We start from the raw sequence: 21,845 nt of genomic DNA, 5'->3' as shown, positions 1-21,845 counted from the left end.
CGTCGTGTCAGTCGATATACCTTTTACTGATACACCGCTTTCGCGAGCAAGCCCGCCCCCACAGGGGATCAGGTTAGCGCCCAATGTTTTTCGATAGATCACCGACCATGACTGAGTATTGAAGATGACCGACACCCTGCATTTCCCGCTCTCCGCCGTGGTCGGCGCCGATGACCTGAAACTCGCTCTGTGCCTCACCGCCATCGACCCGAAAATCGGTGGCGTGCTGATCGAAGGTCCGCGTGGCATGGCCAAATCGACCCTGGCCCGTGGTCTGGCCGATCTGCTGGCGAGCGGTCAGTTCGTCACGCTGCCGCTGGGCGCCACCGAAGAGCGTCTGGTCGGCACGCTCGATCTTGACGCCGCGTTGAGTGAAGGGCGCGCGCAGTTTTCCCCCGGTGTGCTGGCCAAGGCCGATGGCGGCGTGTTGTACGTCGATGAAGTGAACCTGCTGCCCGACCATCTGGTGGATCTGCTGCTCGATGTGGCGGCCAGCGGCACCAACCTGATTGAACGCGACGGTATTTCTCATCGGCATTCGGCCCGATTCGTGTTGATTGGCACAATGAACCCGGAAGAGGGCGAATTGCGTCCGCAACTGCTCGACCGTTTCGGCCTGAACGTCGCTCTCAGCGGTCACACGGTACCGGCCGAACGCGGGCAGATCATTCGTCGCCGACTGGATTTCGACAGCGATCCACAAGCGTTCTGCGCGCAGTGGGAAACGCAGCAGCAAACCCTGCGTGAGCGTTGCGAACACGCGCGCAGTGCCTTGCCGGGCATTCCCCTGGACGACGACGCCTTGGCGCTGATCACCGAACGTTGCTTTGCTGCCGGTGTTGATGGCTTGCGTGCCGATCTGGTCTGGCTGCGTGCTGCCCGGGCCCACACGGCGTGGCGCGGTGCTGACGCGATTGCCGAGCAGGACATCGACGCGGTGGCAGAATTCGCGCTGCGTCATCGCCGTCGTGAATCGCCTTCGTCCAGCCCTCAGCCCCCTGCGCAGCACTCGACCCATGCGCAGGCCGGGCCGAGCGAAGGGCAGGGGCAGTGGGGTGACATGCCTGCCCCGGCACTGGCCACCGGTGCGCGCCGTGAAGTGCCGAGCTGGCCAAAAAAGTAACCGGCATTCGTCCCCGATCCGACGTGGGGGCGAATGCCAGACCCCGCGCCGGACGACTCGACCACGGACGCCAGGGTCAGCGCCACGCCGCGCGCAGTGGCTCGGTGAACTGGCCAGGTACGTTGCTCAGCGGTCGGCCGCAGACTCGGGCAGATCTGCAGTTCCAGTTACGCACCCGTTCGGCCCATGAGCTGTGGCTGGTGATCGTCGATGCGTCGGCATCGACTCGTCGTCATCAGGCACTGAGCGATGCCAAGGGCTTGCTCGCGCAACTGTTCGATGATGCCTATCGACAGCGCGCCCGTCTGGCATTACTGACTGCCAGCGGCAGTGCGCCGAAATGGCAGGTACAGGGCTTGAAGGCGTCGAGTGGCTTGCGCACCTGGCTGGAAGCGCTGGGGGCGGGCGGCGGCACGCCGTTGGTGGCAGCGTTGACGCAGGCGCAGCAATGGCTGGCGCAGCGGAAAAAGCGTTTTCCTGCCGAGCAGCAGCGATTGCTGCTGGTCACGGACGGGCGCCTGAAAGCCTTGCCGCCGCTGCTGCCGCTGGAGTGCCCGGGGTTGTTGATCGACATTGAGCGTGGGCCGATCCGCTTGGCCCGAGCGCGGCAAATTGCGGCGGCGCTGAATGCGCAGTATCGGCATATCGATGATCTGTGATGCCTGAACGGGCCTCTTCGCGAGCAGGCTCGCTCCCATAAGGTTGCTGAACACCGCTTCCCCTGTGGGAGCGAGCCTGCTCGCGAAGAGGTTCACTCGGTTGCAGATCTGCCAACCACAATTCGCAGCGCTGCTCTATGCTCCACTCCAGCCCAATCACAAGGAGTGAATCATGCGGGTACTGGTCGCCAATCCTCAGGACGATTTTCGCGTCAAAGCCTACGCCGGCACCAACGGCGTGTTGCTCGCCATGGATCTGGCCGAGCCCCGACGCAAAGGCTTGCTCGGCTTTGCCATCGAGAAGCAGCAGGGCGACAAGCCGTGGCAGTTCCTGTTCAACAGCCTGACGTTTCCCGGCATGGCCCACACTTTTCCCCAATATCACGCCACGCCCAGCGATAAAGCGCCGCTGCAGAAATTCCGCTGGGCCGATTACGCAGTCAACCCGGGCACAACCTTGCACTATCGCGTGCACCTGGCCTACGGCACGGCGGACGCGCCGCAATTGGGCGAGTCGCTGGAGCTGAGCATCACGTCCGACGATGGCCACCCAGCCAACCAGAGCGTGATCTTCAATCGTGCCGTGGCCGCCAGCCAGGCCTTCCAGCGCAAGTTCCCCGACCTCGACGCGCAGATCAGCGCCAACAAGAACCTGCCCATTGAAGCGTGGCCCGACGCAGCGCGCCTGTGGCTGGAGAACGGGCTGTTGGAGCGTTTGCTGGGTTATATCGAGCGTGCGGTGGACGCTCAGTGGGCGCTGGATATCGCGATCTACGAGTACCAGTTGCAGGCGATCATCGATGCGGTGAACGCGGCGTTCGCCCGAGGCGTTCAAGTGCGTGTGCTGTATCACGCCCGACCGGATGACGCCGATACGGCACTGAACGAAACCAACCTGGCGAGATTGCCGGCAGCGAACAAGCGCGGTCGAATCACCCACGAGATCTTCCACGACAAGTTCATTGTCCTCAGCCGCGTCGATGCTGCCGGGCAGCGGCAACCGCAGGCCGTGTTGTGCGGCAGCACCAATTTCACCGCCAATGGTGTGTATCGCCAAGCCAACGTGGTGCACACCCTCGACGACGGGACGATCGCCGCGCGTTATCTGCAAACGTTCGAAGAGGTCTGGGCAAATCCCGCCGATGTCGGCGCGACGCGCACCTGGATCACTGCCAACAACCCCATTGACCCCACGCAACCGTTGTTCGCCGGGTTCTCGCCACGCAGCGGTGGCGCCGACCTGCGCGAATTCGTCGAGATCATCGAGGCGGCTAAAAAGGACGTGTTGTTCGTCACTGCGTTTACCTTGCCGGACGCGATTCTCAACGCGCTGCTCGGCAAGCCCCATGACGACATCCTGCGTTACGGCCTGCAAAACACCGCGAGCAGCATCACGGGGTTTCACGCAGACCGTACGGCCGAATTCGCCGCCACGGCTTTGCTCAACACCGGGCTGGAAGGCTGGCTGAAGGAAAACATGAAAGGCCAGAAGGGCAACCTGCTGGTGCACACCAAAGCCGTGATTACCGACTTCACCACAGACGCGCCGACCATCATCAGCGGCAGCCACAACCTCAGCACCTCGGCCAGCAATGGCAATGACGAGAACTTCCTTATCATTCGTGGCGACACTGATCTGGCCGACCGCTATGGTCTGGAATTGCTCCGGTTCTATGAGCATTACCGCTTTCGCTATTTCGCGAAGAAGCTTGAACTGAAACAGGTGAGTCCGCTGGCGGTGGATGATAGTTGGACCCATGACTACTACGTCGAGGGGGATTTGCGGCAGTTGTCGCGGTTGCGTTTTGCCGGGCGTTGATGTTGCGCGTTTGATGGCCTCTTCGCGAGCAAGCCCGCTCCCACATTGGATCTTCAGTGAACCCGGAACCGGTGTCCGACAAATAATCCCTGTGAGAGCGGGCTTGCTCGCGAAAGGGCCATCAGGAAACGCTTTTCTTTGTGTTCTTACAGATTTTGAAATGATTTGCCGCTGTAGAAAATGTGCCTTGAGCCTGTACGCTCCAAGGCCATTTTTCATTCAGGATTTACATGAACACCCTCTCGGAGCCTCCCAGTCGTACCTTCTCCTCGCGCCATCGCGCGGTCTTGACTCACTCGCAGCATCCGGTCTTCCGACTCCCGACTATCGTTGTCAACGCGGCTTCAGAGCCTTCGCGTTGCGCTTTGCCGTGTCCGGCAGCCTGAATTCACTGAAGAGAGATCGAGACATTTTATGGAATGGTTAGCGGATCCCACGGCCTGGTTAGGCTTGTTGACCCTGATTGTGCTGGAACTGGTGCTGGGTATCGACAACCTGGTGTTCATCGCGATTCTGGCGGACAAACTGCCGCCGCATCAGCGCGACCGCGCGCGGATCATCGGCTTGTCGCTGGCCTTGATCATGCGCCTGGGCCTGTTGGCGAGTATTTCCTGGCTGGTGACCCTCACGCAGCCGTTGTTCGAGGTGTTCGGCAAGAGCTTCTCCGGTCGAGACCTGATCATGCTGTTCGGTGGTGTGTTCCTGTTGTTCAAGGCCACCATGGAGCTGCACGAACGGCTTGAGGGCCACGTCGGCCAGCGCTCGACCAACGCCGCTTATGCGCTGTTCTGGCCAATCGTGGCGCAGATCGTGGTGCTCGACGCCGTGTTTTCGCTGGACGCGGTGATCACGGCGGTCGGCATGGTTGATGAACTGGCGGTGATGATGATCGCGGTGATCATTTCCATCGGCCTGATGATCGTCGCAAGCAAGCCGCTGACCCGCTTCGTCAATGCGCACCCGACGGTGATCATGTTGTGTCTGGGCTTCCTGATGATGATCGGTTTCGCGCTGACGGCCGAAGGCCTGGGCTTCCACATCCCGAAAGGCTATCTGTACGCGGCGATTGGTTTCTCGATTCTGATCGAAGTGTTCAACCAGATCGCGCGAGCCCGTCGCAAGCGCTCGATGCAGGGCTTGCGCCCGATGCGTGAGCGCACGGCCCATGCGGTGATGCGCTTGTTGGGTGGCCGCAAGTTGGCGGTGGAAGAAGTCGGCGAGGAGATTTCCGACTTGCTGGACGATGGTCAAGCGCCAGGCGCGGAGCTGTTCGACCGTCGCGAGCGGGTGATGATCAGCGGCGTGCTGCAACTGGCCGAGCGCCCGATTCGCAACCTGATGACCGTGCGCGCCGACGTCGACACCATTGATCTGGCGGACGACGCCGAAGCGATTCGCACGCGCCTGATGCATTCGTCCTACTCGCGCTTGCCGTTGATTCGCCACGGCGCGGTGGATGAACCGCTGGGCTTCGTGCACAAGAAGGAGCTGCTCAAGGAGTATCTGGCCGGCAATGAGCCGAACCTGGAACACCTGGCGCGCAAGACCATCAACCTGCTCGACAGCTATTCGATCCTCAATGCGCTGGAACAGATGCGCGCGGCCTCGACCCACATCGCCTTCGTGGTCAATGAGTTTGGTGACTTTGTCGGCGTGTTGACCATGACCGACATCCTCGAGTCGATTGCTGGCGAATTACCCGATGCCAGCGAAATCGAAGGCCCGGACGTGATCGAAGAGCAAGGCGGGTTCGTGGTCAGCGGCGCGCTGAACCTGATGCGTGTGCGGGAACGCACGGGGTTTGGTGCGCAGCCGACCGAGGACTACCAGACCCTGGCCGGGTTGGTGATGAGCCTGCTGGACCGCTTGCCGATGAAGGGCGATCGCCTGCAGTACGAAGGCTGGCAGATGACGGTGGTGGCGGTGGAAGAACGGCGGGTGACGCGGGTGTTGCTGGTGCGCGACGCCGTGTAATCCGTGTGCGCCCCCTTCGCGAGCAGGCTCGCCCCCACAGGTGCAACGCACGCCAGTGTGGGAGCGAGCCTGCTCGCGAATGCAATCTGTCCGGCGCTGCAAAAATCACTGATGGAAAGTAAAGCGATCCTTCCCCGCGTGCTTTGACTCATACAGCGCGTCATCCGCCTTGACCAGGGCCTGATTCAACGTATCGCCATCCTCCACCCGCGTCACACCGATGCTGATCGTGACCGGGTGCTGCGTCGGTTGGTCGCGAACCACCCGGCACAATTCACCCGCCAGTGCTTCGACATCCTCGCGCCGCACGCCCGCCAGGTAAATCGCGAATTCCTCGCCACCCAGCCGCGCGAATTCGTGCTGCACCATCACCGTTTTTATGTCCGCTGCCACGCGTTTCAGCACTTCATCGCCGATGTCGTGACCGTACACATCATTCACCTTCTTGAAGTTATCGATGTCGATCATCGCCAGATAATGGTCGTGCTCGCGAGGGACGGCTTGCAGGTGTTTTTGCGCCACCGTCATGAATGATCGACGGTTGGGGATTTCGGTCAGCGTGTCGTTGTAGGCCTGATCCAGCAACAGTCTGGACATGATGTAGTTGTAGAGCTTGGCCTCGCGCAGTTTGAGAAAGGTGTAGATGGTCAGTGAGCAGAGAAACACGCTGTAGCAAATGGTCATCACCCCTTTGAGCTCGAACAGATCGACTCCGGTATGGATGAACGGATTGAGTACCAGCCAAGTGATTGCCTGTGCGGCGAAAAACGACCAGCGACTCAGTGGCAGCACCGAAGCGCTGTACAGCGTGCTGGCGGCGGCCAGCACCAGCCAGACGCCATGGAAAGTTGGCGGCAGCCCGTCGACTATCAGGCGAATGCCCAATGTGATGGTCGCGACAAACAACAGGTTCAACACGTTGAAGTGCCTCGCCTTGCGGGTGAACAGCAGCACCAGCGTCAGAATCGCGAATGCCGTCATGAACACCATCGACAGCCAGGTAAAGCCCTGGCCGGCGAGGAAGCTGACGATCAGGTCGAACGCCACCCAGACACTAATGCTGGCGATATAGATCAGTACGCAGAACGAGTGCAACCGTTCGAACTCATGCTGGATGAACTCGTTCCATATGGCGGCGGGCGCGGTTTTCTTCAGCACTTGCTCTTCAATGGTTTTGTACATCGCCAACCTGATGCCTGTGCTGGTTGTCGAGAATCACCCGGCCCCAAGGGCGGTAACGCAGGGAAAACACAGCGCTGTTGTGACAGCCGGCAGGTGTCACATCGGGCCGCGCAGGCTCGGCACGAAACGGCTGGCCTTCGGCACTGACCTGCCGGAACGCCTCGCGCACGATACCCACGGAGCAGGGCAGGGCACTCGCATAACCATTGCGCACCAGTGGTGACAACTTGCCCGTGCCTGCGCCGTCCTGCCACCACACCTGAATGCCCGCAGCGCTCAGTTCGCCCAGCCATTGCCCATTGACGCTGGGGGCAAGTTTGCCGGCGCTGAAGGCACTGATGTGCAACGGTGCATCAAGCTTGCCGGCAAAATCCTTGAGCTGACGCTGCAGCGTGGCTCGGCGATCTGCCGCGACGAAATGGAAGTCATCCAGTTCCAGCGGCAGGTACCAGCCACTGACCGGCAGTTTCCAGTCCTTGCGCAACTTTTGCTGCTGACCCAGCGCTTGTCCCAGTTGCGCCTGCCAGTAAGTGCCGAGGCCGGCGCTGTCCAGTTCATCGATGCGCTGGTAGTAAGCCGGATCCATCCTCAGCCCCAGGACCAGTTGCAGGCCTTGTTGTTGCGCCAGTTTCAGGCTGTTGGCGAGCCAGCCGTCGGCGCCGCCAAAGTCCGAATCTCCGTAAGCTGTCCACTGCACGATCAGCGTCCGGGTGCCTTGTCGGGCGGTGTCCTGCCAGATCTGCTGCCACTGTGCCTGAGTGAGACTGGCGTCGACATTCAGCGGTTGATAGAACACGCGCTCGTCGGCCCGTACGACGACGGCGCCCAGCAACAGGCAGAAAAACATTATCCAGCGCGCCATCAGAAGTTCCACTCCACGCCCAGCAGCACACCGTTGCCGCCTTCATACAGATTGCCGCCCAGCGACTGCTGGTATTCGGTGCGCACCGTCAACTTCGAGCGGTAAGCGTTGTAGCGATCCTCGTCGTACCACCATTGCCAGCGCAGGCCGATCCCGGTGCGCAGGTCCTGGCGCCAGTCGTTGCTCGGGTCCTGACTGGCAAATTCGAGGAAGCCGTATGGCATGATCGTCTGCGCGGCGCTGGACGGCAGTTTCCACGCATGACCTTGCTGGAAACGCGACAGCCACTGGTGATCGCCGGCCTTGGTCCACCACGCGGCATCCAGATAGAGGAAGCGTTCGTCCCAGTCGCTTTCATCCACCCGCCAGTCGTTGCGGTACTTGCCCTGATCGAGGAACGAGGCCGTGGCGCGCAGCAGGTAGTCGGTGGTGGTGTGGCCGTCCTGGCGATGATCGTCGAGCTGGTCCGAGAGTTTGTGCGGGTTGATCATCTGCCCCAGGCTCAGGCCATGGTTGTCCTGATCATCGAACTGGCTCTGCTTGTAGATCTCGGCGTAAAGGTTGATGTTCTGCGTACTCCACGGTTTGTACCGCAGGCCGACGCCTGCCGCAGCGGATTCAGCGTAGCTGGAGCGACTTTGACCACCGAGCAGCACCCGCCCGTAGACCGACAGCGTGCTGCCGGCGCGGCTCGGTTCTTCACCCAGGGCGTGATCCCACATCGCCACCTGCACGTTCTGCGAGTTGGCGCTGCGACGCGAGCCTTTGCTGTCGTCGTCGCGCAGGAAATCGTTGGTGGACACCCCTGCAGGCGACCAGGTACTGGCAATGGTGAAGCTGTCACGCCGGGACAAGGTTTCGTGGGCTCGACGCTGACGGTAGCGCCGGGCTTCCATGCTTCCGTCTTCGTCGTCGGCGGCCACCGGGTTCTGTTCCAGATCAATGACCCGACGCAGTTCCTTGCGTGCCGAGGCGCTGTCTTCGACTTCGTCATAGCGCCAGGCGAGGGTTTCGCCCAGACGATAGTCCTCGGGGAAATCCCGGGTGGCTTGCTGCAGATACGCAATGGCGCGGGCGCGCTCTTCGCGAGTGGGCGCGCCGGACAGGCGCATGCCGTAATCAGCGCGGTAACGCGGGTTATTCGGATCGCGGCGTACCGCCTCCGCCAGCCAGACGTTGCTCTGCGCCAGGTCGCCGGCCTTTTGCGCAGTGACGGAAGCGGTATAGAAATGTCCGGCGTCCGGCGCTTGTTGCAACGCCTGACGCTGGCGTTGCAAGGCCTGGGCATGATCGCCACGGGCATCGGCAATGGCCGCGCCGAGCGCCCATTCGTTGGCGCCGCGGGTTGTGCTTTGTTGCCAATAGCGTTCGGCGATCTGGCTGTTACCGGCATTCAGCGCGCTGCGGCTGGCAGTCAGTCGAGCGTTGTCGCTGAGCTCGGCAGCAGGGAGGCTGCGCCAGATCGCCAAGGCACCCGCGGAGTCACCTGCCGCTTCCAGGGCATAGGCCAGTGGCAAGCGGCTGCTTCGGTCACCGAGTTTTTCCGCTTGCTGGTAATAAATCACCGCTTCACCGGGACGATCCGGCATGGCACACCGACCCAGCGCACGATAGTCCCCAGCGGCTTGCGGATGGCTGCCAATCGCTTGTTGAACAGCCTCGCACTGGCCGTTTTCCGCCAGTTGCGCAAGCAGTTGGCCACGAGTGGCGCCGTCGATATGGCTGATCAGTGACGCCATCCGCCGCTGTTGTGCGGGTGTCGTATCTTTGGCTGACGCGTAGAGGCCGGCCAGGCGTTGGAGCGCCGTGGCAGGCAGGCGCCCGCCGACGCGGTCATAGGCGTTTTCCAGCAGTTCCTGTGCGTGCGCACGATCGCCGCTGTTGAGCGCCAGGAAACTGGCCTGATTCAGCGACGCCAGATCGCCGGTCTGACGGTAGTGGTATTCCCACAGTGTCTGTTCTTCGGTGTGGCGGCCCATGGACTGGGCGAGTTGCGCGCGGCGTTTGACTACCGCCGGGGTCTGCTGCTGCCCCGCGAGCCAGACCATGACTTTGCTGCTCTGACCCTGCTCCTGCCAGACGTCGAGCAGTTGTGCCTGTCGACGGCTTTCCCACGGCGGCGGCAAGGTTGTGCTTTGCAGCAGGTCGGTAGCTTGCAGGCGCTGGGCGAGTACCAGCCACGCTTGGGGATCATCACTGGGCTGGCAGCCGCGCAGTTGTTTCAACGCTGCTTCCGGATCGTGACGCGACAACCAGTCGACGGTTTCCAGGCAGGGGCGCTGCAGGTCGTTGCTCAGGCGTTGCACGCTGGGTACATCGTCGGTCTGGCGTGCCAGTTCCCACAGCCGCTGGCGCTGGGCCGGATCTGCCAGATCTTCTGCAGGCAGTGACTGCAGCCAGCGCTGAGCCTGTTGATCGTGTCCCATGGCGATGGCGCGATCGACCATCGCCAGACGCACCTTGCGTGCGGCGTCAGGACTGGGCGCCTGTTGCAGCAGTTGCTGCAGCGGCTTTTCGTCCAGGCGCTGCACATAGGCATTGGCCAGGCGTTGCCAGCCCTCGGCATCCAGTTGCTTGCGCGCCGCGAGCGGGGCCAGTTGGTCGATGGTGCCGCTCCAGTCACGCAATTGCTCGGACCAGTTGGCGCGGGCCAGACGCAAGATATTGTCATCGCCCTTGGGGGCCAGATGTGCCAGCCAGTCGTGGGCCTTGGCCGCACCGCCGAACTTGGCCAGGCTCAGGCTGTAGGCCTGCCACAGGCGCACGCGGTCATTGAGGTCGCTGCCTGCCATCCACTGTTCAACCTGAGTGCTGCTCGGCGGATCCTGTTCGATCCAGGTCAAGCGCAAGTCCAGCGTGGCTTCGCTGTCGTTGGCCGGCAAGGCTTCGACGGCGTCTTTGTAACGTCGTTGCTTGGCCAGGGATTCCACCAGCAAAGCCCGTGCTTCATCGTTCTTCGGAACCTTTTCCAGCAGGTGGCGCATCAGCCGCTCGACTTCTTTCCAGTTGCCTTTTCTCGCCTCGCGGTAGCTGCGGTCCATGTACGGATAGCTGCGGAACTGTTCAAAGTCGCTCAGCGGCGCAGCTTGCAGCGGGTAGGCGGTGCTCAGGCCGAGCAGCAGGCTGCCCATCAACAAGGTATGACGATGTACAGGTTTCATGCGACCTCCCGGACGATGCGGTAAGCCGCTTGTTGTTCGCTGGCCTGATCGGCCAGGGCTTGCTGGAGCACTTGCTGAGTGATCATGCCGCGGGAAATCAGGTGCTCGCCGAGGGACATCTGTTCCGCATCGAAATCGATCAGTGCCTGATTGAACAGGGTCGGCGGCACCATGCCGCGCACTTGCAGCAGGTTGCCGAGCAGTACCTGATGGCGGCTGACGCGTTCCAGCAGGGCCTCATCGTCCTGATGACGCTCGAGCACTTGCAGCATATGTCGCACTTCCTCACTTTGCCGGGGGCTGGCGTACCAGTAGCGAATCCCCAATGTCACGCGGCCCTGCGGTGCCAGTCGGCAACGCACCGGGCGTTTCAGCTGGCGACTGATCGCGCCTAGCGATACCTGACTGACCGGGCCTTCGGAGGCCAGCACCAACGTGTCGCCTTCCTCGGCAACCGGTAGCACGCCGTAGTGCGAAGCGACCCGGCGCGGCACTGCGTCGATCAGGCGCTTGTCGAGCTTGAACGGATTAAGCGGAGCCCATTCCAGCTCCAGTTGTTCGGCCAGTTCCTGTACGAGTTGGGTACTGTTGATGTACTCACGCAGTAGCAGTTCGCGACCCAGGCGCCGACGCACCGGGCTGGTGATCGCCGCTTCCAGCTGTTCTTCGGTAAGCAGGCCTTTTTCCACCAGACGGTGGCCCAGCGGCGTCCGTTGCGCCTTGGTCAATGCTGGAAATTCATGGGTGGTCTTGTCCCATGCCACGCGCCGCGAGTCGCCCATCTCCATGACCTGGCGCAGCGCGCGCAGGTTGGCGAAGAAGTTGACGAAGTTGCTCCACATCATGCGGGGTGCCGAGAGCAGGCCTTCCACCAGACCGTAATAGCGGGTGACGAACCAGCCACGCTGGAACAGCCGGTTGAGCAGCATGAAGCCGTTGAGCCAGAGCAGAACCGAGAGCAGCGAGCTGTCAGAGAGGATCGATGGATAACGCCACGATTCGGGCGAAATCACCGTGACCAGCCACATCGCGATGAGAACCACGAACAGCAGGTTGACGAGGAAACTCAGCATGTAGGCGATCAGGCCGCGCCGGTCACGCCACAGGAAGTAGTTGAGCAAGCCCTTGCGGCTCCAGCCAAGGTTCTTGGTGCCCTGGAATACGATGCCGACGATCCAGCGTGATTTCTGGCGGATCGCGTGTTGCAAGTCGCGAGGAAAGTGCTCGCGCACGCAGATCACCTGGGAGAACTCGCGGTTCATGCCGAACACCCAAGGCTGCTCCAGTGCCAGTTTCGGATCGCTGACCGAATAGCGGGCAAAGATGCATTTCATGCCTTTCTGCTTGAGACGGAAACCGATGTCGTAATCTTCGGTGAGACTCTGCACATCGAAGGCGATGCCATCGCCGTCTTCGAGCAGGGCGCTGATGGCCTTGCGACTGAAGCAGGTGCCGACACCGGCGCTCGGCACCTGGCCGGTCAGCGCTTCGCGCACGATGACGTCCTTGCCGTGGTTCTCGGCGAACTCGTCGACATAGTGCCCGGCGGTGAAGCCTTTCCACTCCGGCGCATAGGGGTAGACCGGAATCTGGATCAGATCCTTGTTCGGCAGCAGGTAGTTGTAGAGGCGCAACTCCATCGGCGAAATCACGTCCTCGGCGTCATGCAGGATGAAACCGGCAAACTGGATTTTCGCCTCGCTTTCAAAGCGCAGGATCGCGTCGATGATGTTGTTCAGGCAGTCGGCCTTGCTGGTCGGGCCAGGGCGGGCGCAGACCACTTTGTGCACGTTGGGGTAGTGCTGACAGACCGCGTCGACGTCAGCCTGGGTTTCGGCGTCGTTGGGGTAGGTGCCGACGAAAATCTGATAGTTCTCGTAATCGATGGTCGAGGCGGCCAGACGGGCCATTTCGCCGACCACACCGACTTCATTCCATGCCGGTACCATGATTGCCAGTGGCTTCTCGGGAATGCTGTAGAGGCGCTCTTCGTCGGCGCGCTCGAATTTCTCGTAGATCCGCCAGCGCCGGATCAGTTTGCGGGACCAGTAGACCAGGTCGATGAACAGGTCATCGAGGCCGAGGATGAACATCAACAGGGCGAGAGCAATCGCCACATATTTAAGAGCAAACAGCACGTACGCAAAGAAGTCGACCCAACCCAGACTCATACCCCGGTACCCGCCGCCGAGCGTGCGCTCAACCAGGCGTGGAGGCGGGTGGCAATCAATTCGCTGGCGTGGCCGTCGCCATAAGGGAAGTGCACGCGGCTCATACGGGTGTAGGTGTCTGCGTCATCCAGCAGCCGGCTGGACTCCTCGACAATACGCGCCTTGTCGGTCCCCACCAGCAGCATGGTGCCACTCTCCAGCACGGACGGCCGCTCCGTGACGTCACGCAGCACCAGCAGCGGTTTGCCGATGGCCGGCGCTTCTTCCTGCACGCCCCCGGAATCGGTGAGGATGAAATGCGCACGGCTCATCAGCCACACGAAGCTAGGGTAGTCCTGCGGTGCGATCAGATAGATGTTGGGTTTGTCCGAAAGAGTGCCGTACACCACCTCCTGCACCAGCGGGTTGAGGTGTACCGGGTAAACGAACTGGACGTCGGGATAACGCTCGGCCAGTTCGGCCAGCGCCTGACAGATGTTGCGGAAGCCATCGCCGATGTTTTCCCGGCGATGGCTGGTGATCAAAATCATCCGGCGCTGTTCATCGAGGGCTGCCAATGGTGAATCAGCTGCTGGCTGCCAAGCGGTTTTCTGCTGATGATCACGCATCCACAGCAAGGCATCGATCACGGTGTTGCCGGTGATTTCGATGTTGTCCTCGGGGACACCTTCGCGCAGTAGATTGGCGGCTGTTTTGGATGTGGGAGCGAAATGCAGGTCGGCGATCACTCCGGTGAGGCGCCGATTGGCCTCTTCCGGCCAGGGCGCGCGCAAGTTGCCGGTGCGCAACCCGGCTTCGACGTGACCGATCGGCAATTGACGATTGAACGCGGCAAGGGCGGCGATGAAGCTGGTGGTGGTGTCGCCGTGTACCAGCACGATATCCGGTTTGACCCGGTCATAGGCCTGGTCGAGTTGTGCCAGCAGATGTTGCGAGAGGCCGTTGATGGTCTGGCCCTGAGTCATCACTTGCAGGTCTTCGTCGACCGCCAGTTCGAAGGCATCGAGCACCTGGGTGAGCATCTCCCGATGCTGGCCGGTGGAGCAGATGTTCAGTTGGATGTCAGGCCTCTGACGCAGAACCCGGGCTAACGGGGCCATTTTGATGGCCTCCGGACGAGTACCGAAAACCATCATGACTTTAAACGACATTGACCCCTCCTGGGACATGGCAACGCTTGGGCACAACTGCCGCGAGCGTGTGTTCTCTTACTGAGAAATAAAGAAAAGCAGCCAGATGGGAGCTTGTCCAATCCGGCCTGAGGCTTGTGTGTTACCGATGATTTGGAACGAAAGTGCCATCGGTTGATGGCTCTTAGGTGGCACTTTCAGCAAAAGTTCCGCTGACGTGTGCGAGGGAGGGTGCAGAGTGTGCACAGGGTGCGGCGCAACCAGGCCATATCGTGCCGTGGCTGGCGGGTGGCGGCCGGCGCCTTGGTCTTGCCGATGTGCCTGGCGAAATCATCACTTAATGTTTCTGGCGTGCCGATGCCTTTGAGCTTCTTGATCAGCTTGCCGTTCTTGTAGAACAACACCGTGGGCGTGCCGGTGACCAGCGGATGGCGCGGTGACTGGCGCGTGTCGAGCATGTAAATGTTCGCCCGCAGCCGATACGGCTCGGCAACCTCACGAAACACCGGTCCGGCCCATTCGCAGGCGGGGCAGTATTCGTTGGCGAAGTACAGGATCACCGGGCGCCAGGTTTTCAGGGCTTTGCGGTAGGTGGGCGGAAGGTCTGAAAGGCGAGATGTCGAACGCATGGGAACCTCCTTGAAAAGCGCAGTACGCGTTGCTGACGCTAATCCCATGGGTGACTTTCCTCTACTGTCAGAGTTGACAGTAGACCGTGCGTCTTTTCGGTGAGCGCGCACTCAAATGTGGCCCCAGTACTCGATCGGTGTAGCCCTCGGTAGCGCCTGAGAAAACTCACTGCTGGTTACGCCCGTCCAACATTGTTGGGCATCTTGTTGATTCCAAAAACATTTCAAACCACTACAGATTCCACCTGATTCCTGTGGCACACTTTCTGCTGTCTATTCCGTAGTAACAAACCGTGTTCCGGTATAACGGAATAAACATCATCCTGGAGTGCTTGCCATGCATCGCCGTCCTTCGTTGTTCAAAGCGTGTGTTTTTGTTTTTGCGGCTTCGTCCGCTGTCATGGGCATGGCCCAGGCAGCCGACAGCAAACTCGACAGTGTTCTGGTCCGTGGGAAGCTGATTGTGGGTACCGGCAGCACCAATGCGCCTTGGCACTTTCAGGGCGCTGACGGCAAGTTGCAGGGTTTTGATATCGACATCGCCAGGATGGTGGCCAAAGGTCTGTTCAATGATCCGAACAAAGTCGAGTTCGTGGTGCAGTCGTCCGATGCGCGGATTCCCAATCTGCTGACCGACAAGGTCGACATGAGCTGCCAGTTCATCACCGTCACCGCGAGCCGTGCGCAGCAAGTGGCGTTCACCTTGCCGTACTACCGCGAAGGCGTCGGCCTGCTGCTGCCGGCCAACAGCAAGTACAAGGAAATCGAGGACCTGCAGGCTGCCGGCGACAGCGTCACCGTGGCCGTGCTGCAAAACGTCTATGCCGAAGAACTGGTGCATCAGGCGTTGCCCAAGGCCAAGGTCGATCAGTACGACAGCGTCGACCTGATGTACCAGGCGGTGAACTCCGGCCGCGCCGATACCGCTGCCACTGATCAGTCGTCGGTCAAGTACCTGATGGTGCAGAACCCTGGCCGCTACCGCAGCCCGACCTACGCCTGGAGCCCGCAGACCTACGCCTGCGCAGTCAAGCGCGGCGATCAGGACTGGCTGAACTTCGTCAACACCACCCTGCATGAGGCCATGACCGGCGTCGAGTTCCCGACCTACGCCGCATCGTTCAAGCAATGGTTCGGTGTCGATCTGCCGTCGCCGGCGATCGGTTTCCCTGTCGAATTCAAATGATCCCGTGAGAGTGGGGCGACTCGAATCGCCCCGCTCAAGGTAATGCTGACCATGAACTATCAGTTGAACTTTGCCGCCGTATGGCGCGATTTCGACACCTTGCTGGCGGGGCTCGGTCTGGGCCTTGAACTGGCGCTGGTGTCGATCGCCATCGGTTGCGTGATCGGCCTGCTGATGGCGTTTGCCTTGCTGTCGAAGCATCGCGCCTTGCGGGTGCTGGCCTCGGTGTACGTCACGGTGGTCCGTAACACGCCGATTCTGGTGTTGATTCTGTTGATCTACTTTGCCTTGCCGAGTCTGGGGATCCGTCTGGACAAGATCCCGTCGTTCATCATCACGTTGTCACTGTATGCCGGGGCCTATCTGACCGAAGTGTTCCGTGGCGGCTTGCTGAGCATCCCCAAGGGCCAGCGTGAAGCGGGGCTGGCGATCGGTCTTGGTGAATGGCAGGTCAAGGCCTATGTCACGGTGCCGGTGATGTTGCGCAACGTGTTGCCCGCGCTGTCGAACAACTTCATCTCGCTGTTCAAGGACACCTCGCTGGCTGCCGCGATTGCGGTGCCGGAACTGACCTATTACGCGCGCAAGATCAACGTCGAGAGCTACCGAGTGATCGAAACCTGGCTGGTGACCACGGCGTTGTATGTCGCGGCCTGTTACCTCATTGCCATGCTGCTGCGTTACCTCGAGCAGCGTCTGGCGATCCGCCGATAGGAGGCTGTGATGTACCAATCCCCCAGTTGGTTGCATGAGTTGTGGGTGGCACGCGAGACGTTGCTGCAAGGGTTTCTGACCAGTGTGCAGGTGTCGGCGCTGGCGATTCTGTTTGGCACGTTGCTGGGTGTTGTCACCGGTCTGGTGCTGACGTACGGCAAGTTCTGGATGCGCGCGCCGTTCCGCTTTTACGTCGATCTGATTCGCGGCACACCAGTGTTTGTGCTGGTGCTGGCTTGCTTCTATATGGCGCCTGCGCTGGGCTGGCAGATCAGCGCGTTTCAGGCAGGAGCGTTGGGCCTGACGCTGTTCTGCGGCTCGCACGTTGCCGAGATTGTGCGCGGAGCCCTGCAGGCACTGCCGCGCGGGCAGATGGAGGCAAGCAAGGCGATCGGCCTGACGTTTTATCAATCCCTTGGCTACGTGCTGCTGCCACAAGCGTTGCGGCAGATCCTGCCAACCTGGGTCAACTCGTCCACCGAAATCGTCAAGGCCTCGACCTTGCTTTCGGTGATCGGCGTGGCCGAATTGCTGCTCAGCACGCAACAGATCATCGCCCGGACCTTCATGACTCTGGAGTTCTATCTGTTCGCCGGTTTTCTGTTTTTTGTCATCAACTACGGCATCGAATTACTCGGCCGGCACATTGAAAAGCGGGTGGCCCTGCCATGACTCAAGCTCAAGTTTCCACCGTTGAAAACGGCCAGCCACTGCTGGACATTCGTGGCCTGCACAAACAGTACGGCGCGGTCGAAGTGCTCAAGGGCGTCGACCTGAGCATGCAGCGCGGCAATGTCGTGACGCTGATCGGCTCCAGCGGCTCGGGCAAAACCACGCTGCTGCGCTGCGTGAACATGCTCGAAGAGTTCCAGGGCGGGCAGATTCTGCTCGACGGCGAATCCATCGGTTATGACGAAGTCGGTGGCAAGCGCCTGCGCCACGCGGAAAAAGTCATCGCCCGCCATCGCGCAATGACCGGCATGGCCTTCCAGCAATTCAACCTGTTTCCGCACCTGACGGCGTTGCAGAACGTCACCCTGGGCCTGCTCAAGGTGAAGAAAATGCACAAGGACGAAGCCGTGGTGCTGGCCGAAAAATGGCTGGAGCGGGTCGGCCTGCTGGAACGGCGCAATCACTTTCCCGGTCAGTTGTCCGGTGGTCAGCAACAGCGGGTGGCGATCGCCCGGGCGATCGCGATGAACCCGAGCCTGATGCTCTTCGATGAGGTCACCTCGGCCCTCGACCCGGAACTGGTCGGCGAAGTGCTGAACGTGATCAAGGGCCTGGCCGAGGACGGCATGACCATGTTGCTGGTGACCCACGAGATGCGATTCGCCTTCGAGGTCTCGGACAAGATCGTTTTCATGAATCAGGGGCGGATCGAAGAGCAAGGGCCTCCCAAGCAGCTGTTCGAACGCCCGCAATCACCGCGGCTGGCTGAGTTTCTCAAGAGCACGCGGTTTTAACTTCAGGTTTGTAATCAGGAGAAGTACCCATGAGCATTACCCGTTTTGGCACCGGCAGCACCGCCGCTGGTGGCCAGCCACGCCCATTCGCCCGCGCCGTTGAAGCGGATGGCTGGCTGCACGTGTCCGGTCAGGTGCCGGCAGTGGATGGCGAGATTATCGCTGGCGGCATCGTCGAACAGACCCACCAGACCATGAAAAACCTGATCGCGATTCTCGAAGAGGCGGGTTATGGCCTGGAAGATGTGGTGCGCGCCGGGGTGTGGCTGGACGATCCGCGGGATTTCAGCAGTTTCAACAAGGTCTTCGGCGAGTACTTCAAGCCTGAGCACGCACCGGCGCGAGCCTGCGTGCAGGCGAGCATGATGGTCGACTGCAAGGTCGAGATCGACTGCATCGCGTACAAGAAGAAGGCCTGAGATTTGCGCCGAATTCTTCGCGAGCAGGCTCGCTCCCACAGGGGATTGCGTTCCAAATGTGGGGGCGAGCCTGCTCGCGAAAGCGATCTAACCGTCGACACCGCACTCTCGGTAAACTCCCGGCACATTCATTGGGAACTGAAGACATGACCGAAGACACCATCAAACGCCGGGCCCGCGGTCTGGACCGGGCGTTCGATATCCTCGATTTCCTCAAGGAAATCGGCCAGCCGTTGCGTCCGAACGACATCGCCAATGGCATCGGCGGTCCGAAATCCACGGTCTACGAGCTGGTTGCCTCGCTGCTCGAACGGCGGATTCTGGAGCCGGTGGGCAAGGACGGTCACGTCTATCTCGGTCGCCAGTTGTATTTCCTCGGGCAGGCGCACTTGCGCCATTTCGACCTCAGTCGCGAGGCCGATCAGGCCTTGCAGGAAATCGTCAGCCAGACCCGGGAGACCGCGCAGATGTGCCTGCTCAACGGGCGCAAATACACGGTGGCATTGATGAAGGAGGGAGAGCGGCATTTTCGTATTTCTTCTGACATTGGCGAAAACGCGCCGATCCCGTGGACGGCCTCGGGGCGCCTGCTGCTGGCGCACCTGAGTGACCAGCAGATCATCGACCTGATCGACGAAGACGACTACATCCTGCCCGATGGCGAACGCCTGCCGCTGGAACGCTTTCTGGCGGAAATCCGTCAGGCCGGCATCGATGGCTTCTTCTCCTTCGACAGTGTTGCCGACACCTTCACCCATTGTTTCGCCGCCCCGGTCAAAGACCCCGGCGGCGTGGCCATCTGCACCCTGTGCATCGTTGCTCCACGGGCTGATGCGAAGAACAATTACAACGACTATCGCCGGGTTCTGATCGAGAGCGCCAACAGCCTCGCCCGGCGGATCAACGAATAACCGCGGCTGCCTGCCGGCCGCGACAGTGAGGAGTTCGACCATGACGACTGCCATCAATTCTGCTGTGGAAAAGGGCGATGCCGCCATCGGCGCGCATCTGGTGCGAGACGTCAGCCTGCCAGCGCTGGTGCTGCACCGCGAAGCGCTGGAGCACAACATTCGCTGGATGCAGAAGTTCGTCAGTGACAGCGGCGCAGAGCTCGCGCCGCACGGCAAGACCAGCATGACCCCGGCCCTGTTCAAGCGTCAGCTCGACGCCGGTGCGTGGGGCATCACCCTCGCCAGCGCGACGCAGACTCGCGCTGCGTATGCCCACGGCGTACGCCGGGTACTGATGGCCAACCAACTGGTCGGCACGCCGAACATGGCGCTGATTGCCGATCTGCTGGCAGACCCTGTCTTCGATTTCTACTGCATGGTCGATCACCCGGACAACGTCGCCGATCTCGGGGCTTACTTCGCCTCGCGCGGGGTCAAGTTGAACGTGATGATCGAGTACGGCGTGGTCGGCGGCCGTTGCGGTTGCCGCAGCGAGCAGGAAGTCATCCAACTGGCCAAGGCGATCAGTGCGCAGCCGGCGTTGGCCCTGACCGGGATCGAAGGCTACGAAGGCGTAATCCACGGCGATCACGCGGTCAGCGGCATTCGCGAATTTGCTGCGTCGCTGGTGCGCCTGGCGGTGCAACTGCAGGACAGCGGCGCGTTTGCCATTGCCAAGCCGATCATCACGGCCTCGGGTTCGGCATGGTATGACCTGATCGCCGAGTCGTTCGAGGCGCAGAATGCGGGCGGACGTTTCCTCAGCGTGCTGCGTCCGGGCAGCTATGTGGCCCACGACCATGGCATCTATAAGGAAGCTCAGTGCTGCGTGCTTGATCGTCGCAGCGATCTGCATGAAGGCCTGCGCCCGGCGCTGGAAGTCTGGGCCCATGTGCAATCGATGCCGGAACCGGGCTTTGCGGTGATAGCCCTCGGCAAACGCGATGTGGCATTCGACGCAGGGCTGCCGGTGCCGTTGCTGCGCTACAAGGCCGGTGGGGTGCCGGCGGTGGGCGACGATGTCGGAGCGTGCAAGGTGACGGCGGTGATGGATCAGCATGCGTTCATGACTGTGGCGCCGGGCGTTGAACTGCGGGTGGGTGACATCATTTCCTTCGGCACTTCGCACCCGTGCCTGACGTTCGACAAGTGGCGGGTGGGGTTGCTGGTGGATGAACAGTTGGCGGTGGTCGAGAGCATGGGGACCTGTTTCTAAGGCCTGAAACCGAGGTGCAGCCATTCGCGAGCAAGCCCGCTCCCACATTTGGAATGCATTTCCCTGTGGGAGCGAGCCTGCTCGCGAAGGCGCCAGACCAGACACCATCGAGCAACTGGAGACCCACCCAATGACCACCCTCAGCCCCCTGGGCCCGAACACCCCGCGCATCGCCCTGATCGGTGAGTGCATGATCGAACTCCAGCACCGCGCCGACGGCAGCCTGCAGCAAAGCTTCGGCGGTGACACCTTGAACACGGCGGTGTACCTGTCCCGCGCCCTCGGCGATAAAGCTCAGGTCGATTACGTCACGGCGCTGGGTGACGACAGCTTCAGCGACGCCATGTGCCAGAGCTGGGCCGAAGAAGGCATTGGCCTGCAAAGGGTGCAGCGTCTGCCCGGTCGCTTGCCGGGCCTGTATTGCATCCAGACCGACGCCAACGGCGAGCGTCGTTTTCTCTACTGGCGCAATGAAGCGGCGGTGCGCGACTGCTTCACTACACCGGCCGCCGAGCCGATTCTGGCCGCGCTGGCGGATTACGACGTGTTGTATTTCAGCGGTATCACCCTCGCAGTGCTGGGCGCCAAGGGCCGCGAACGATTGCTCCAGACCCTGATCGAGGCCCGGCAGCGCGATGCGCGGATTGTCTTCGATAACAACTATCGACCACGCTTGTGGGCCTCGCAGGAAGAGGCTCGGGCGGCGTATCGCAGTGTGTTGCCGCATGTCGATCTGGCATTGCTGACCGTGGATGACGAGCAGGCGCTGTTCCATTTTGCTGATTGCGATGCCGTGTTCGAGGCTTATGCGCAGGTCGGCACACCGGAAGTGGTGCTCAAGCGTGGTGCTGAGGCGTGTCTGATTCGCTGTGATGGCGAAGCGTTCGAAGTGCCGGCGCAGAAGGTCGAGAAGGTCGTGGACACCACGGCGGCGGGGGATTCGTTCAGTGCCGCGTATCTGGCGAGCCGCTTGCTGGGGGGCTGCCCGGCTGAGGCGGCCGAGGCGGGGCATTTGCTGGCGAGTCGGGTGATTCAGGTGCCAGGGGCGTTGATCCCCAAGTAAGCGGTGAATGGCCGTTTGCTGCGCAATCGGTTCGCGAGCAAGCCCGCTCCCACAATGACGCATTCCAACTGTAGGAACGAGCCTGCTCGCGAAGAGGCCCTGGAGCCAAACACTCAACCGC

The 21,845-nt window shown here is 61.2% G+C and carries 18 protein-coding genes; 12 read left to right on the top strand and 6 right to left on the bottom strand.

Translation table 11 applies throughout. The features are described 5' to 3' along the window. Positions 1-124 precede the first annotated feature (124 nt). The 4 genes from U862_RS0122835 to U862_RS0122820 all read left to right on the top strand — a co-directional run bounded on the left by U862_RS0122835 (position 125) and on the right by U862_RS0122820 (position 5,575). Entirely contained in the window at positions 125-1,123 is a 999-nt protein-coding gene (locus tag U862_RS0122835) for an ATP-binding protein (protein WP_025112537.1), read from the top strand. Between the two features lie 23 nt (positions 1,124-1,146). Beyond that, positions 1,147-1,782, top strand: a complete 636-nt coding sequence (locus tag U862_RS0122830; RefSeq protein WP_029977795.1) for a VWA domain-containing protein — start codon at positions 1,147-1,149, stop codon at positions 1,780-1,782. A gap of 172 nt (positions 1,783-1,954) precedes the next feature. Further along, positions 1,955-3,601, top strand: coding sequence for a phospholipase D-like domain-containing protein (locus U862_RS0122825; RefSeq protein WP_025112535.1), 1,647 nt, complete (start codon positions 1,955-1,957; stop codon positions 3,599-3,601). 414 nt (positions 3,602-4,015) lie between these two features. Then, entirely contained in the window at positions 4,016-5,575 is a 1,560-nt protein-coding gene (locus tag U862_RS0122820; RefSeq protein WP_025112534.1) for a TerC family protein, read from the top strand. Between the two features lie 105 nt (positions 5,576-5,680). On the opposite strand, the gene U862_RS0122815 is transcribed toward U862_RS0122820, so the two are convergent. The 6 genes from U862_RS0122815 to U862_RS0122790 form a co-directional block, all read right to left on the bottom strand. Further along, positions 5,681-6,757, bottom strand: a complete 1,077-nt coding sequence (locus U862_RS0122815; protein WP_025112533.1) for a GGDEF domain-containing protein — start codon at positions 6,755-6,757, stop codon at positions 5,681-5,683. Then, positions 6,741-7,619: a DUF4434 family protein gene (locus U862_RS0122810; protein WP_025112532.1), complete on the bottom strand. Its 879-nt coding sequence runs from the start codon at positions 7,617-7,619 to the stop codon at positions 6,741-6,743. Before U862_RS0122810 ends, U862_RS0122815 begins: the two co-directional genes overlap by 17 nt. Beyond that, complete coding sequence (locus U862_RS0122805; protein WP_025112531.1) at positions 7,619-10,780, bottom strand: hypothetical protein; 3,162 nt, start codon at positions 10,778-10,780, stop codon at positions 7,619-7,621. The genes U862_RS0122810 and U862_RS0122805 overlap by 1 nt, the downstream gene beginning before the upstream one ends. Further along, positions 10,777-12,951 (bottom strand): cyclic di-3',5'-guanylate-activated glycosyltransferase NrfB, encoded by a 2,175-nt coding sequence (nrfB, locus tag U862_RS0122800; protein ID WP_025112530.1) that lies wholly within the window; start codon positions 12,949-12,951, stop codon positions 10,777-10,779. The genes U862_RS0122805 and nrfB overlap by 4 nt, the downstream gene beginning before the upstream one ends. Then, positions 12,948-14,102: a non-hydrolyzing UDP-N-acetylglucosamine 2-epimerase gene (gene wecB / locus U862_RS0122795; protein WP_025112529.1), complete on the bottom strand. Its 1,155-nt coding sequence runs from the start codon at positions 14,100-14,102 to the stop codon at positions 12,948-12,950. The genes nrfB and wecB overlap by 4 nt, the downstream gene beginning before the upstream one ends. 176 nt (positions 14,103-14,278) lie before the next feature. Beyond that, positions 14,279-14,710 carry a co-chaperone YbbN gene (locus tag U862_RS0122790; RefSeq protein ID WP_025112528.1) on the bottom strand — a complete coding sequence of 144 codons (432 nt, stop codon included), beginning with the start codon at positions 14,708-14,710 and terminating at the stop codon, positions 14,279-14,281. A gap of 337 nt (positions 14,711-15,047) precedes the next feature. Between U862_RS0122790 and U862_RS0122785 the strand changes: the two genes are divergently transcribed. The 8 genes from U862_RS0122785 (at position 15,048) to U862_RS0122750 (ending at position 21,724) form a co-directional block, all read left to right on the top strand. Beyond that, complete coding sequence (locus U862_RS0122785) at positions 15,048-15,896, top strand: transporter substrate-binding domain-containing protein (RefSeq protein ID WP_025112527.1); 849 nt, start codon at positions 15,048-15,050, stop codon at positions 15,894-15,896. Positions 15,897-15,947: 51 nt separating this feature from the next. Further along, on the top strand, positions 15,948-16,610 hold the full coding sequence (locus U862_RS0122780) for an amino acid ABC transporter permease (protein ID WP_003225455.1): 663 nt from the start codon (positions 15,948-15,950) through the stop codon (positions 16,608-16,610). 9 nt (positions 16,611-16,619) lie between these two features. Then, entirely contained in the window at positions 16,620-17,282 is a 663-nt protein-coding gene (locus U862_RS0122775) for an amino acid ABC transporter permease (protein WP_025112526.1), read from the top strand. Then, positions 17,279-18,076, top strand: a complete 798-nt coding sequence (locus U862_RS0122770; RefSeq protein WP_025112525.1) for an amino acid ABC transporter ATP-binding protein — start codon at positions 17,279-17,281, stop codon at positions 18,074-18,076. Before U862_RS0122775 ends, U862_RS0122770 begins: the two co-directional genes overlap by 4 nt. Positions 18,077-18,105: 29 nt before the next feature. Further along, positions 18,106-18,495, top strand: a complete 390-nt coding sequence (locus tag U862_RS0122765; RefSeq protein ID WP_025112524.1) for a RidA family protein — start codon at positions 18,106-18,108, stop codon at positions 18,493-18,495. Between the two features lie 146 nt (positions 18,496-18,641). Then, positions 18,642-19,406 carry an IclR family transcriptional regulator gene (locus U862_RS0122760; protein ID WP_025112523.1) on the top strand — a complete coding sequence of 255 codons (765 nt, stop codon included), beginning with the start codon at positions 18,642-18,644 and terminating at the stop codon, positions 19,404-19,406. A gap of 40 nt (positions 19,407-19,446) precedes the next feature. After that, the gene (locus U862_RS0122755; protein WP_025112522.1) at positions 19,447-20,661 is read left to right on the top strand and encodes an amino acid deaminase; all 1,215 of its coding nucleotides are present in this window, start codon (positions 19,447-19,449) and stop codon (positions 20,659-20,661) included. Between the two features lie 130 nt (positions 20,662-20,791). Further along, positions 20,792-21,724 (top strand): sugar kinase, encoded by a 933-nt coding sequence (locus U862_RS0122750; RefSeq protein ID WP_025112521.1) that lies wholly within the window; start codon positions 20,792-20,794, stop codon positions 21,722-21,724. Positions 21,725-21,845: the final 121 nt, after the last annotated feature.

Origin of the sequence: Pseudomonas sp. H1h, assembly GCF_000633255.1 — a bacterium.
Lineage (GTDB): Bacteria > Pseudomonadota > Gammaproteobacteria > Pseudomonadales > Pseudomonadaceae > Aquipseudomonas.
This window is presented reverse-complemented; position numbering and strand designations above follow the sequence as displayed.